We start from the raw sequence: 13,796 nt of genomic DNA, 5'->3' as shown, positions 1-13,796 counted from the left end.
GCAATAAGCAGTGACGGCTGCAGGACACCAGCTGGCAATCAGTTGCCCCTTGCTGCGAATGGAATGTCCGTCAATGCGATTTCAAGTGCTGCGTGTCCAAACAATATCGCATGGAAGCGACCTCGCAGCGGTGCAGGTGCATTGCCGGCAGGATTCGCTGCCTTTGGCAGAACAATGAATGGGATGGAACCATGAAGCTGTGGAACGGCCGCCTCGCTTTCGCAATTTGTTTTTGCCTGCTGAGTCCCAACGTGCGTACCGTGGCGCAGCTTGGTGAGACTTCCCCTGCTCATGCCGTGCGAACACATGATCCGGCTCCGACACCGTTTTATTCCGGCCCGGTTGCTCGAACGGAACACATTGCCGACGACGCCTCGCTGAATGACGTTTGCGGGATCGGTAGCGATTGCTGGGCTGTTGGTGAACGAGGCGTCATTGTTCGCAGTAACGATGCCGGCGCCACATGGAAAACGGCACTCGTGCCCGCGGAATGTAGTCTCACGAGTGTATGCTTTTTGACCAATCAGATCGGTTTCGTCGCGGGTTCACGGTTCGACGCGTTCCAGAAACAACACGTTGGCGTGCTGCTGACGACTCGTGATGGAGGCGAATCGTGGACCGTGCTCGGCGCACCTTCATCGAATGGGAACGCCAATGTTGGAACGGCAGTTGGTGTGATCCCCGCAGATTCGTTGCCGCCGATTTCGTTCGTCAAATACTTCGATCTGCAACACGCCGTCGCGATTGCGATGCCTGACGTTGCCAACTCAGGTTCGCTGGTGCTGCGAACCGCGGACGGGGGACGAACATGGAATGCCTTGTCCAGCGAACAAAACTCAACACGCTGGCAAAGTGCCGCCTTCTTCTCACCGAACGACGGGATCGTCGTGGGACTCGGGGACGCCGCCGGTTCGGTCGTTGGTGACCGAGTCATCACGTTGCGCCAGCCACAACGCACGTTGAGACGTCGCCGCGACGCGAGTCTTTCTTCTGACGGATCCGGATGGATGGTCGGCGATGGCGGGCTGCTGCGGACCACGATGGACGGCGGTGTCACATGGCCGCCGCCCGTGGGAAGATTGGCCCCAGCGCTCAACGATGTATTCGACTGCCGCACCGTCGATCACGACGGCCTCAATGTTTGCGTTGCCGGAAGTCCGGGCAGCGTTGTTCTGCACAGCGCAGACGGAGGTGCTTCCTGGAAATTTCGGCAACTCACCAGTTCTGCACCCATTAACCGAATTCGGTTTGTCGGGAAGTCGACTGTTCTGGCCGTTGGAGCGTTTGGTGTCATCCAACGTTCAAACGACGCCGGTCTCACATGGTCTGCCACGCGGAACGGCAATTATCGAGCAGCCGTGCTGTGCCTGGCGACGGATGTGAATGACACTTCGTTTCGCATGCTGACTAATATCAGTGGCGATCAGGGATTTCGGTCGGTGGTTGTCCAACCGTCCGCCAGCTTGCCACGGGACGGAATCGACGATTCAGTGGCCGCCGACCGGCTACGAATTGCCTTGCCGATGGCCGGGGCGAACGTGTTTTCGCAGGACTGGATGTTCTCGCGAACTCAGCCTATGCAGCACCAAGTGCAACCCGAACTACTGAAGACGTGGGGAATGCAAACGGACGGTCGGTTAACTGAAATTCTGCCGCAGCGACTGGCTCAGCTGATTCGGATTTGGCGACCGGACGCGATCTGCATCGATCGATCTTCCGACACAGACGAAGTCGCCAAAATTTGGCTGCAGGCTCTGGAGCCCGCCACTGCGATCGCGGCCGGCGCAAATCCGCGCGGAGCGATTCTGGATCAGGTTGGGCTGCGAAAATGGTCAGTGTCACGCACGGTGGTCAAGCTCACTGGTGCAGACACATCGCCACTAAATTTTGCCGGCGATTCGCTGCTGGAGAATCTCGGCACCACGTCAGACCTCGTCGCGGAATACTGCGAAGCCGCCGCCGAACTGTCCGATGCGATTGATGCAGATTCCGCAGCCAACCAGTCCACCACCGTCGCGTACGCTGTGATTGAGAACGGGCAAGCCGCCGCTACGCCGTCTCATCTTCTGGCTGGCGTGATGCACACTCCAGGATCGGACGCACGTCGTCGGACGGCGTTAATCTCCCCCGAACAGCAGGAACAATGGCAGCAAATCGCTCAGCAGGATCGCACCAAGCGAGCCGCGTTAAAAGGCCATTTGGCGTCGGCCGAAACACCGCTAAGTCTAATTGCCGACCTGCAGACTCTGGGCCGAAACCTGCCTGCGAGACTTGCCCTGCAACAATTGCAGCACCTGGCGTCGCTGTACGAATCGCTGGAAAACCTGGAAGGGCAAATTGCTGTACTCAGAGAAATCACGCGGCGTTTTCCCGAGGCGCCGGAATCTGCCGACGCGGCAGAGCTGCTTTTTCAATTCTATTCGTCCGAAGAACTTCGATTTCTTCGACGGCGTGAAGGCGACACGAGTTTGCTTGTCGACCGAGAAGACTTCGGGCAGCAGGCACTGGAAAGAATTCCGGGAATCTCTGTCACATCGTCAGCGACATTGCAAAACGATAACAACCCGGTGCCTCGGAAAGGGCTAATTCTGCAGGCAGACGAACGGCTGGGGCAGGGCGTGCGACTCCCCAAAAGCAACGGCCGCGCTACGGCGGCGATCGACGAGGCCTGGGACCGCAACGCTGACGCCGCTTTGCAATTGCTTTACACGCTGGCTCCCAATCGCGCGACTTCACCCCGCACGCTGCTGCGTCACGCAGCCAACGTTCGCCGGCGAGGCACATTGGGCGACAACAGCACGGTTCTGTCGAAGGCCGCGGCGGGCGATGGATTGTATGCACTACTGGCGCGGGCCGAGTTGCAGTCGACTCATGGCGCAAACCAAACGCCGGTCCCTGTCATCAATCTTCCTAAGATCCTGTCGAAGCCGGTGCTGGATGGTGACATCACGGAACTGTGCTGGCAGGAAGCCTTCGAACTGCATCTGGCGGACAGAACGGATTCATCAGACGCAAAGTCCGACTGTCTGATTATGCTGGCGTGGGATGAGGACCACTTGTACGTCGCGGGGCGAATTGAGTTGCTCGACGGACACAGTAATCAGCTCGACAAATCGATTGCCCGTCACCACGACACGGATCACAAGTTGCGAGACCGCGTGAAGGTTTCGTTCGACGCCGATCGCGATTTTACCTCCGCGTATGAATTCACGATTGACGAAGCGGGCCAGACCAGTGAACGCTGCTGGCGCGCGACGTCGTGGAATCCGGAATGGTTTGTTGCTGAGCAGGCTGACGAAACCGTGTGGCGTTTTGAGCTGGCGATTCCTCAGGCCGAGCTTCGGCAACTCCCGATTTCGGCTGGCGATTTGTGGGCGATCCGCATTCAACGCCTTGTTCCCGGTGTGCTTGAACAGTCGCTGGTGAACCCTGACCCGGACGCTGGCAACGACAGCACTCAGGGATTCGGTTTGCTGAGGTTCATTCGAAACAAACGGCAGCGCTAGGCAGCGTCCGCTCGACGTTTTGCGGCAGGATTTGCCGGTTGATCGGCCAATGGCAAACAGCAACTCACGCGTAAATACGTCTTCGCGCAAATTGAGTTAAAGATTACGCTGCCGCTCTCCTCGTCGAATTTTCCTCTCTCCATTCTCCTCTCCTCACTGTGATCGCCGGGTACACCGGACGGTCATCCTATCTATGTCTTCAAGGTCCGTTCACGTTCCCGTGATGCCTCGCGAAGTGTTGCACTATCTGCAGCTTTCGGACGGTCTGACGGTGCTGGATGGAACTGTTGGAGCGGCCGGACACAGCTCAAAGATCGTCGAAAAAATCGGATCGGCCGGACGGCTGTTTGGTTTTGATCGCGACCCCATGATGCTGCAGTTCGCTCGCGAAAAACTGCCGGAAGATAACGTCACCCTTTTTCATTCGTCATACACAAACGCTCAGGAACTTCTGGCGGAAGCCGGTGTTGAGGGCGTTGACCGAGTTCTGTTGGATCTCGGTTTGTCTTCGGATCAACTTTCCGACCGCGAACGTGGCTTCGGCTTTGATGCGGGCGGACCATTGGATATGAGGTTCGATACCTCACGCGGCCAAACGGCGGCGGAACTCTTGCAAACATCTGACCAGGCAAAAATCGCTCAAATACTGACCGACTTCGGCGAAGAAAAATTCGCTCGCCAAATTGCCGACGAGGTCTGTCGGCGGAAATCAACCAATCGCATCACGACAACTCAGGACCTTGAAGACTGCATTCGTTCCGCGATCCCTCGTGGTGCGGCCGGCAGTCGAAACCCGGCAACCCGCGCGTTTCAGGCGTTGCGGATTGCGGTCAACGATGAACTCAAACATGTACAGGACATGATGAATTCGGTGCTTCCGTCCATTTTGAAACCGGACGGTATCGCTGTGATTCTGACTTTTCATTCTCTGGAAGATCGCATTGTTAAGTCGGCGTTCAAAGGACAGCAACAATGGCAGCCTCTAACGAAAACTCCGATCGAAGCCACACCCGCCGAGATCCGGCTGAATCCCCGAAGTCGCTCGGCAAAACTGCGAGCGGCGACGCGAAAGCATCCATGAAAAAGCGGGACGAAGAATGGGGCTTTGAAGCTGGAAAAGGGGGAATGGCGGTCGAAGCCAAAATGGGCATGGCCGTTATCGTGATCCTCGTGTGCGCCTTCGGGTTCCTTGTCTACCACAAGTTTGACCTCAAACAGCGAGCGTTGTTGCAGGCGAACATCGAGGGCAAGAATCCTGCGCAAGCAGGCCCGACGGAGCTTGCACCCGCTTCTGCTATGCTTGAGGTGCAGGAAGCGAATCCGGACAGCGGAGCCTGGCGAGCGGTAGACGAAACGCCGTCAACCGTGGCCGCTTCGGTTGCTGACAGCACTGCGCCGCAGCAGGACGCTCCTCTGTTTGATCTCAGCGAACCCACTTCACCGCCATACGATGTTACCGCCGATCAGTCGTCAGCGATGGTCGCCAGCGACGAGGTCATCCCGACGCCTCAGCCAACGGAAGATCCGTTTGCCGTGCTTGCCGCTAAGAACAGCGCACGCGAAGAAACGACTCCACAGCCGTTTCCGACAACTGCTGAGCCGCCGAAACCTTTTCACAGCGAACAAGCTCTGGCAGCCAACATACCGGCTCCTGACCAGTCAGACCCATTCGCGGCTGCTGCCACGACTGAAGCCCAGCCATCGGCGCCTCTGTTCCCGTCTTTCGATGCGGCCGATGAAACGCCTCCCAGCCGGGACGTAGCCGTCGCCGATCCCAAACAGAATTCTGCTCCGGTGAAGACCGATGATGTGGCGATGGGCGACCTGTTTCCAAGCTTCGATGCGGCTGAAGAACCACCGGCACCGTCCGCGCAGCCGGAAGAAACAACTGTAGCGAAGGTTCAGGGGCTACCACCGGCCGCTTCCGTGTCGCGGTCTCGCGAGCTGCCACCTTTGCCGACGGCACCAGAACCGGCGTTCGACACGCTGGATAACGAAGCAACAGCGTTGCCCTCTTTTGCAGGCACCGACGAACCTGCACAGCCAACGTTACAGGATTCGCCGATGGTTGCGTTTGCTGAACCAAAGCCAGACGTCAATCTGTTTGAAGAAGCTGCCGCATCGTCAGCGGCCAAAACGGATGCCTCGCCAACCAGCGACAAAACTTCGTCAGTGGAACGCCCGGCTTTGGTCGTGACACCGGATCCGACGCCGATGAAGATTGATCCGGATCCTCAGCCGTACCAACGTTCTGAGCCCGCATCTGATACGCGACAATTCGGCGGCGACAACCGATTCGACCGCGACACGCAGACACAAACGCTCGTTCAAACGTCACCCAGCCAATCGCAGGACGCGACGCCGACCACCGCCAGTCAACCAAAGACCGCGGCCGACGAAAACAGCATGGCGTCAGACCCTGCGTTCATGTTCGCGCCCGTGGAGATTCCGTCTGACGAACCCGCTCCCCTACCGACGGCTGCACCGCAACCGCAGTTCGGGATGGCTCAGTACGCGTACGAAAACGGAATCCGCCAGGTCGCTGCGTCGTCAGAAGACTGTGACATTTGCGTCGTTAAGCACAACGACAACTACTGGACCATTTCCAAACGCATGTATGGTACGGCTCGGTACTTTTCGGCATTGGCATTGTTCAACCAGCATCGGATCAAAGACCCGAAAAAGATTCGACCCGGTATGAAGGTGCTCATCCCCGACCCCAAGCGGTTGGAAGAGAAGTATCCGGAACTGTTCCGTGAGTTCCAGCAAAAGGAAACGAAGCCACGCGGCTTCTTTCTGCAGAAGGATGGCAAACCGGCCTACCGAGTTGGCGAAAAGGAAACGCTGTCTGAAATTTCGCAGAAGCACCTTGGCCGAGCGTCTCGCTGGATGGAGATCTACCGGATGAATCAGCAGCGAATGACAGACCCCAACCGCCTGAAACCGGGAACCGTGCTAGCGATGCCAGATGACGCAACGGCCGTCAACATCGCGCCGTAGCGGCGACTCAATGTCGTGGATCGCTCCGCGATCCAACGCCCTGTTGTGTGGCGAAGGTTGGAGCGAGGCGCGAGTGAAACCTCGGGGGTTCCTTCGCTTCACTCAGTCCACCCCCTGCCACACTTTGAGTAATAGTGCTCACATTGCTGGGGAGCTATTCCGAGCTGCCCATTTCGCCACACAAAACTGGCTGCCGCGCGCCCGATCGAGTCAAGCGACGAAGTCCAGTTCCACCCCAAACACGCTGCAATCTACAGGCCGGAATGAAGTTCGCGAGGATGCGAGCATTGCCGTTCGGCTTTCGCCATCACGCCGGACAGCTTTTCGACCGTGTCCATCATCGCTCGAATCTGGGACTTCAGCGGAAGCAGGTATTGATCTTCGACGCGGCGGCTGACCGGGTCCGACCATTCTTCTTTCGTATCGCTCCACGCCTTTTCCAACTGTTTCAGCGAATCCTCAAGCCGCGCGGCGGGGGATAGAAAGTCGGCGTTCTTCATTCGACGTCTCCTTCTTCAGTCGATTCGGGTTCTTCGGCGGCGGATTTGTAGACGGGGGCCACTTTTGCATCCGGCAACTGAACGTTGCCATACGCTTCAAGTTGCGTGACGGCGGCCTGTAGCAGAGCCAACAGTTGCGGAATCTCTCGTTCCAGAATCTGAGTAAGCTGCGATGTGCGGCCGTGGTATTCGTTGGCTTCGTGTTGTGCGTTGGAGTGCCAGAACTTGATCACCGGCACCTGTTTTTGAGCGAACTCAAGATCTTTCTTAGCCTTTTCGACCGCTTTCCCTTCTTCGTAGCACGTTGGTCGAAAGTCGCCCACCCGTCGCATCTTGCAGCGGTGCAAGCGGATTCTCGCTTCGCCCATTTCGCGGTAGCAGTTTTCGATTTCGCGCTTCCAGAACCCGGGCCGATCGCGTTCCAGCCAGCCGATCATTCTGTGAAGCTGCAGTTCCAATGCAGTCACGCACTGCCGAGCGTCCTCCTGAAACTGCAGGACGGCGGCCTGAAATCGTTTGATGGCGTCAACAGATCGTACGTTGGCAGATTCCGGCATGGTTACTCCGACTACTGCTGTTGCAGATATTCTTCGATCAGTTGAGCCTTCCGCATCAGGTACGGAATGTAGCTTTCGTTGGATTCCACAAACCGGCCCAGTGCCTTCATGTTGCCTGAAAAGTCCTCAGAAAATTTCAGGTGCTCTTTATCACGCCACGTCTGCCCGAGTGCGTTTAGCTGCCCGGCGATGGCAGCGGACTTGTCATTGAGTTCCTCGTTAAAACGTCGCAATGTTTGAGCGAAGCGGCGTAGTTCGGCGGGATCGACGATGGCCTGATTCATTATGAATTCCTGAGTGCGTGGTGTTCGCTTTGGTGTCCGCCTAACTTAACGGATTCTTCCCTCCGCTTTACGCCAAAATTCAGAACGAAACCAGGCAACCCTCAAAATTGCACCGGATTTGTGGTCGAACCCGTCGCCAGCGGCCCGACGGATTCTCAACGCGGCCGTTGTTCGCTATCGTCCACCGTCGAACACAGAACACCTCGGTTTGCATTTGAAGTAATATTTATGGCCTTTTCAACACTCCCGCTAAGCTATTGCACCAACGTACATCCGGGCCGCACGGTCGATGAGGTTGTGGATGGGCTGGTCGAACATACGGCCACGGTCCGGCAACAATTGAACAGCCCGATGGCCGCAGGATTGTGGCTGTCGCGCGGCGTGGCTTCGGAATTGTTGAAGACCGAAAGCGAACTGGAACGACTTGGCCAAACGCTGTGGCAGCACGATCTTGTGTGCTACACGCTGAATGCGTTTCCGTATGGTGACTTCCATTCTGAACGAGTGAAAGAACAGGTTTATCTTCCGGACTGGGCATCGACCGACCGCATGAAGTACACGTGTGACTGTGCAAAGATCCTGGCAAAGCTGATCCCGGAAACCGCCGAAGGCAGCATTTCCACCGTGCCGTTAGGCGGCAACATGAACTCGGGCGGTCGCGACTTTTACGCAACCTGCTGTCACAACCTGATTGAAACGGCCAAGTTCCTGAAAGACCTGCACGACAAAACGGGGCGCATGATTAGGTTGGCAATCGAACCTGAACCGATGTGTCAGCTATCATTTACAGCGGAAACCACAGTCCCCATTTTCCACATGCTGTTCGAGATGGCCGAAGCGCTCGGCTGTCTGGAAACCGTTCAAACTTTCATTGGCCTGTGCTTTGACGTGTGTCATCAGGCCGTGGTGTTTGAAGATGTGGCGGAATCGATTGAACTGGTTGTTAGCAACGGCATTCGCATCAACAAGGTGCATATCACCAACGCTGTGGAACTGGAAGAACCTCACAACAATCCGGCCGGGCTGGCGGCGTTGTGTGATTTTGTGGAACCTCGTTATTTGCATCAGACGTATGGAAAAATGCCGGATGGTCGAGTGCTGTATCGCCCGGATTTGCTGACCGAGGACATCAATCGTTTGCCGCCGGACAAGTTTCTGCAGGCCGATACGTGGCGGGTTCACTTCCACGTCCCTGTCTTCGCCGACACTCTGGGACCGCTGAACACGACGCGGCGCGACCTGAAAGCGGCTCTCAGAAAAATCCAGACGCTGGATTACGCACCACATCTGGAAGTGGAAACGTACACATGGCCCGTGATGCCAGATTCCGGCGTCGAACAGCAATCGCTGGCGGATCAGATCACTCAGGAACTGGAATCAGCGTATCGGCTGTTGAGCGACTTGAGCTAGAAGAACTACGCGGCAACGCGTTTGCGGCGTTTCGCATTTACTGGTGTCTTCCAGCGTCGGTGTACCCAGAAGTACTGCTCGGGAGCTCGACGGATCATCGCTTCAATCGCACATGTGTATGCCTGAGTCATCTCCGGCACCGCGTCGGCAGTCTGGAAGTCACGACTATCGATCACGGCTTCTGTCGTTAAATCGAATTGTACCCAGCGACTGCCATATTGTTCTTCATGAGGCAACCGCCATGCGCCGCCGACAACGATAATGGCGTCATGCTGCAAAGCCAACAACGCGATGGATTTGAAGGTGGAGGCCGGTTTGCCGAAGAAGTCGACAAAGACGCCGCGACGACCGGCGTCCTGATCGCCCAGCAAAGTTGCGTTGCGGCCCGCTTCCATTGCGGCTACCAGTTCTGTTGTGGCACCACTTTTGGAAATGATCCAGCTTCCAGTCGATTCCCGAAACCGTTTGAACCACTGATGCAGCCACGGGTTGTCTAAATCTCGAGCGACCACACCCATCGGAAAACCGAAGTCACCGAACGTGTTGACGCTCACTTCCCAGTTCCCGAAATGTCCACCCAAAAACAGAATTGGTCGACCTGACACCGCCGCCGCGACGCCCTGGTTGCGACCGCTGAATCTCATCACGTCGCCACAGTTGTACAGCCGGACCCGGCGTTCCATCTGGACAACTTCAATCACCATCTTCGCCAGGTGCTGCCACATTCCGAGGATGATTTTGTCGACTTGGTCTTCCGGCAGATCTTCGCCGAACGCCGTGCGAATATTGCCCGCGGCTACTTCGTAGCGAGTCATCCGTCGAGGCACAACGCTGTGCACGCACCACGCGACAAAGTTGCCCAGACGGACCGACGTCGACACTGGCAGGCTTCGCAAGATAAACAGAATCGCGCAGAAGAACGCGTATTCCATCCGATATCTAATTCGCTTTGCATCCATGCGAGTTTGGTGGCTGTTAATTCGCGGCAGGAAGAGAAACCTGATTTTAGGCGATGAGGGCTTCAGCAGCCAGTTCGATCTGAGGCGGGCACAACGGAAAAGAGCCACTGACGAACACAGATGGCCGCAGATTTTCGTTGCGTCCTGAATCCGTGTCTATCCGTGGTTCAGGAATCACTCTCATCAATCACCTGATTCTCCACTTTCTCGTCAGGCAGTTTGTCCTTCTGGTCCGGCTGCGGTTCCGTCGTTGCGGCCCCTTCTTTCGGCTTGTTAACGGCAGAGGTAGAATTCCCGGTCAGCGTTTCCAGCTTCTTAATCTGCTTCGCATCGCCGTACACACGGACCAGCCGTTCGCACTTGCCTCGCGTTTTTGGGTCGCTGCGGAGTTCATACATTTGCAGCATTGCGGCCGCCACTTTCGTCTGCTGGTCTTCCGGCACGCCATACCCCATCCCCCAGATCGCTCGGCCCCAGTTGTTCCAGTCGGGATCGCTCAACACTTCAATCAGCTTGTCGATCGCGGCGGGCGTTTTTTCCGGCGATGTCGACAATGCGTAGTAAATGGCGTCGTGATGCGATTCTTTGTTGTCGACCAGTTCGATTACACGATTGGTAATCTTCTCCCCGTACTTCGCTCCCCAAAGGCCTCGTAAAACTTCTCGACGAAGGCTCTTGTCGGAAGAATTCAGCAATCGCAGTACGATCACTTCCGACTTGCCTCGGATCACGCCTTTGTCAAACGACTGCAGCAGATGAGATGCGGATTCAGCCAGTCGTCCGGAAACCGGTTCCGCCATCACTTCCTGCAGCAGAGCAAGATCACCGTCCTGACGTTCGTTGTTCAGTAAAGCGTAGAAGGCCCAACGCTGCACTTCTGCATTGTTAGAACGACACAATTCCAAAATCCGAGGCCGAAACTGTTTCTTGTCGAACTTCACGTCGCCCAGTTGAGCCAATGCCGTCGCGGCGACGATCTGCAGACTGTGCTGTTCAGAATTCAACGCCTCCCGGATCTGCTCAATGGTCGAATCCCGTTTCGCATCCGCATCGTCACCCAAAGGACGAGCATCCTTCAGCCAGTCTTCCAGCAACTTCTGGGTATCCTGCTTTGGGACTTCCTTAGCAGACTTTACGTAATTGGGAACTGCATCAACGGTAGCAGCACGTTCAGTCCCGTTAGAGTTTTCCGTCATTTGCCATGACAACTCGGTACCTACTTTCAGTTCTTCAACCCGGCGTTCGATCACCTGTTTGGACAGTGCCTTTCTGAGTTCCAGCCTGGCTTTCACGGTCTTAAGCTCCAGTTCAGCGAGGTGCAGCCGAGCTTCCTGAAATCGTGATTGAGCTTCAAACGACTTCTTAACCGCCATTTGCAAACGCCTCTGAAGGTTCTTCAGGGCGTCGGCGTCCGGGGACTTCTGAGCGGCCTCGGCACGGTAGGCCGCTGCGGCCGCGAGGCTTTCCTGCTCGGTCTCACGAAATGTGACTTCGAACAGATCTCGCTTTCGTTCCGCGAACTTGCGGTCCGCCGGAGGAACGAAACTCTTAGCACCTCGATCTGAACTCGACATATACAGCATGGCCTGTTCGTACGCTGCCTGAATACTGCTGGCTGAATCTGGCACACGCTGTTGTCCAGCTTCGTTCTTTTCATTTGCTGTTTGGTTTCCCGCAGCGGCCAAAGCCGCACGCAGAGCGGCCGCTCGTTGTTTAAGATCTTGAATGCTGGGATGCTTCTCGCCGTACTGTTTACTCTGAGCGGCAAGGTCAGATTCGACTTTGGCCAGCTCACTGATCAGTTCTTTCCGAGTGGCGTCGCGATGTGTCTGATCGCCTTCTGCCGCTATATTCGGCTGTTCATACTTGCGGTCAATCAAAGCCTGCAGTTGCAGATCCTCGTGGTGTGCGGCGTGCTCCGCCAGCTTTTCCTTCAGCAGCTTAACTTGCTTCGACTTCCTGATCATGATGGGGTGTTCTGCTCCGAGTTTTTCCATCAACGACGATTTCTGGATTTCCAATTTCACGAGTTCCAGTTTCAGAAAATCTTCGACCGCGTCCGGCGACTGCTGTGAAGCCGGGGACTGGTCCGCATCATGTTTCGCCAGGTTTTCCTTTAGGATTTGCAGCCGCTTCTTGAATCCAACGACGGAAGGATGCTGTTCACCGTGCTCGTTGATAAGATCCAGCAGTTCGATTTCTCCGTCCACCAATTGGAGTCGCAGTTTGTCCCAGCCGGAAGCCTGTGCTTGAGGTAGTGGTCTCTGGTCGACCTTCGATTGACTAGCATCAGCTTCCACGGCGTCGGCAGGTGAAGCCTTTCGCAAACCGTTGTTCTTCGAAACTGATTGTCCGCTGGAAGTGGATTGACCGGCGTCATCTGTCGCTGGCTTGGCAGTCGCAGGAATCGCGCCTACCAAAAACATTCGCACCGCCGCCACGTTATGAATCAACCCAGACGTCGGCAGATGTTTCGATTCGGAATCCACCAGCGCTTGCGCTGCGTTGCGAATGACCTGCTGAAACCATTCTTCTTTCCGGTCAGCTTTAGAAGCCGCGTACATCACGAATTCTGCTGCATGCCCTGTGTCGGCAAGCCGCTCAAGAAGCACGTCCCGGTTAACGACGGAACCACCCGGGTGATGGGATTGGTTTAGACCGTCGATTTTGGAGTCAATCTGCGCCGTAATCGCTTTCCACGTAGGGGAACCCGCGAGAACCTCGTCTGGCTGATAACGTTTCGCGAACGCCAAAGCCACTAGCTCCTGTGGCCCGAGACCGCGTTCCTGGCCTGACAGCAGTGACCTCGAGACCTGCTCCGCTACACGTTCAATACTCCACACTTCCCCAGCTTTGTTTTCCCACGTCGCACCCGCGGGGAGATAGTGGCTCAGAGCCATCAGCGTCCAGATTAGATTTTGCTTAGCGTCGACGGTGAACTGTGCTTGATTTACGCAATCGCCCACGGTGATGGAGTCTCCATCCGTTTTAAGAACTTGGGATCGCTTGACGCCCGCGATCGCGAACGCCGCCAGAAACTGGTTGGGGAAGACTTCAAATCCATACGGTCTTGAAGAGGGATGGACACGACCGCCGTGCTCAGTGACTTCGAACCACGCCTTCCCCTCGAACTTTGGCCCCGCACTAATCCACGAGAGACCGGAAACTACTTCGCCGCCGTCGCGGAGCTGGAACTCCGGACCAACGCCGTACAGCATCTGCATGATTTGCCACGGCGTATGGTAAGCCGTATTCAGGTGCCGCTGCCGCGACAACTCGAAAGCGTCGGCACAGAGTGCTGCCAGTGGTATTCGATCCAGCGCTGCTGAATTGCCTTGTTGACGACCCGCTGGTTCGTCCGCATAGACTGTCTTGGTAAGGCACAAAGTCATGAAGGTAGCAAAAATCAGTTTGTGCATGATGTCGATATCCGAATGAAGTTTGTCGTTATGGGGGCGATTAGCGCTGTTCTCTGCACCGGACGGAGATAGCACGTTTTTTCGGCGGCACTGATTCGGTTTTATTAACCACAGTGGACACAGAGAGCACAGAGGTTGGGTGCGGCGCGGTGCTCTCTGTG

At 56.3% G+C, this 13,796-nt stretch carries 9 protein-coding genes; 4 read left to right on the top strand and 5 right to left on the bottom strand.

All coding sequences use genetic code 11. From position 1 onward, the window contains the following. Positions 1–191: 191 nt before the first annotated feature. From Fuma_RS10515 to Fuma_RS10505, 3 genes are all read left to right on the top strand, one after another. Positions 192–3,506: a YCF48-related protein gene (locus Fuma_RS10515; protein ID WP_158520934.1), complete on the top strand. Its 3,315-nt coding sequence runs from the start codon at positions 192–194 to the stop codon at positions 3,504–3,506. A gap of 193 nt (positions 3,507–3,699) precedes the next feature. Next, positions 3,700–4,587 carry a 16S rRNA (cytosine(1402)-N(4))-methyltransferase RsmH gene (gene rsmH, locus Fuma_RS10510; RefSeq protein WP_077024101.1) on the top strand — a complete coding sequence of 296 codons (888 nt, stop codon included), beginning with the start codon at positions 3,700–3,702 and terminating at the stop codon, positions 4,585–4,587. Continuing rightward, entirely contained in the window at positions 4,584–6,506 is a 1,923-nt protein-coding gene (locus Fuma_RS10505) for a LysM peptidoglycan-binding domain-containing protein (protein WP_077024100.1), read from the top strand. Before rsmH ends, Fuma_RS10505 begins: the two co-directional genes overlap by 4 nt. Positions 6,507–6,757: 251 nt before the next feature. On the opposite strand, the gene Fuma_RS10500 is transcribed toward Fuma_RS10505, so the two are convergent. The 3 genes from Fuma_RS10500 to Fuma_RS10490 are packed head-to-tail and all read right to left on the bottom strand — an operon-like array spanning position 6,758 to position 7,847. Further along, positions 6,758–7,006 (bottom strand): hypothetical protein, encoded by a 249-nt coding sequence (locus tag Fuma_RS10500; protein ID WP_077024099.1) that lies wholly within the window; start codon positions 7,004–7,006, stop codon positions 6,758–6,760. Continuing rightward, positions 7,003–7,563 carry a hypothetical protein gene (locus tag Fuma_RS10495; RefSeq protein ID WP_077024098.1) on the bottom strand — a complete coding sequence of 187 codons (561 nt, stop codon included), beginning with the start codon at positions 7,561–7,563 and terminating at the stop codon, positions 7,003–7,005. The genes Fuma_RS10500 and Fuma_RS10495 overlap by 4 nt, the downstream gene beginning before the upstream one ends. A gap of 11 nt (positions 7,564–7,574) precedes the next feature. After that, positions 7,575–7,847 (bottom strand): WXG100 family type VII secretion target, encoded by a 273-nt coding sequence (locus Fuma_RS10490; RefSeq protein ID WP_077024097.1) that lies wholly within the window; start codon positions 7,845–7,847, stop codon positions 7,575–7,577. 228 nt (positions 7,848–8,075) lie between these two features. Here Fuma_RS10490 and eboE point away from each other — a divergent pair, with 228 nt between their 5' ends. Then, positions 8,076–9,257 (top strand): metabolite traffic protein EboE, encoded by a 1,182-nt coding sequence (gene eboE / locus Fuma_RS10485; RefSeq protein ID WP_077028220.1) that lies wholly within the window; start codon positions 8,076–8,078, stop codon positions 9,255–9,257. A 5-nt stretch (positions 9,258–9,262) separates the two neighbouring features. Here eboE and Fuma_RS10480 read toward each other — a convergent pair whose 3' ends face one another. Continuing rightward, the gene (locus tag Fuma_RS10480; protein ID WP_077024096.1) at positions 9,263–10,216 is read right to left on the bottom strand and encodes a lysophospholipid acyltransferase family protein; all 954 of its coding nucleotides are present in this window, start codon (positions 10,214–10,216) and stop codon (positions 9,263–9,265) included. A 167-nt stretch (positions 10,217–10,383) separates the two neighbouring features. After that, positions 10,384–13,635 (bottom strand): HEAT repeat domain-containing protein, encoded by a 3,252-nt coding sequence (locus Fuma_RS10475; protein WP_145944093.1) that lies wholly within the window; start codon positions 13,633–13,635, stop codon positions 10,384–10,386. Between the last annotated feature and the right edge of the window lie 161 nt (positions 13,636–13,796).

Origin of the sequence: Fuerstiella marisgermanici (genome assembly GCF_001983935.1) — a bacterium.
Taxonomy (GTDB): Bacteria; Planctomycetota; Planctomycetia; order Planctomycetales; family Planctomycetaceae; genus Fuerstiella; species Fuerstiella marisgermanici.
This window is presented reverse-complemented; position numbering and strand designations above follow the sequence as displayed.

Coding starts and splice junctions, on each gene's coding strand:
- Fuma_RS10515 (WP_158520934.1), top strand. CDS start 192: ATGAAGCTGTGGAACGGCCGCCTCGCTTTCGCAATTTGTTTTTGCCTG.
- rsmH (WP_077024101.1), top strand. CDS start 3,700: ATGTCTTCAAGGTCCGTTCACGTTCCCGTGATGCCTCGCGAAGTGTTG.
- Fuma_RS10505 (WP_077024100.1), top strand. CDS start 4,584: ATGAAAAAGCGGGACGAAGAATGGGGCTTTGAAGCTGGAAAAGGGGGA.
- Fuma_RS10500 (WP_077024099.1), bottom strand. CDS start 7,006: ATGAAGAACGCCGACTTTCTATCCCCCGCCGCGCGGCTTGAGGATTCG.
- Fuma_RS10495 (WP_077024098.1), bottom strand. CDS start 7,563: ATGCCGGAATCTGCCAACGTACGATCTGTTGACGCCATCAAACGATTT.
- Fuma_RS10490 (WP_077024097.1), bottom strand. CDS start 7,847: ATGAATCAGGCCATCGTCGATCCCGCCGAACTACGCCGCTTCGCTCAA.
- eboE (WP_077028220.1), top strand. CDS start 8,076: ATGGCCTTTTCAACACTCCCGCTAAGCTATTGCACCAACGTACATCCG.
- Fuma_RS10480 (WP_077024096.1), bottom strand. CDS start 10,216: ATGGATGCAAAGCGAATTAGATATCGGATGGAATACGCGTTCTTCTGC.
- Fuma_RS10475 (WP_145944093.1), bottom strand. CDS start 13,635: ATGCACAAACTGATTTTTGCTACCTTCATGACTTTGTGCCTTACCAAG.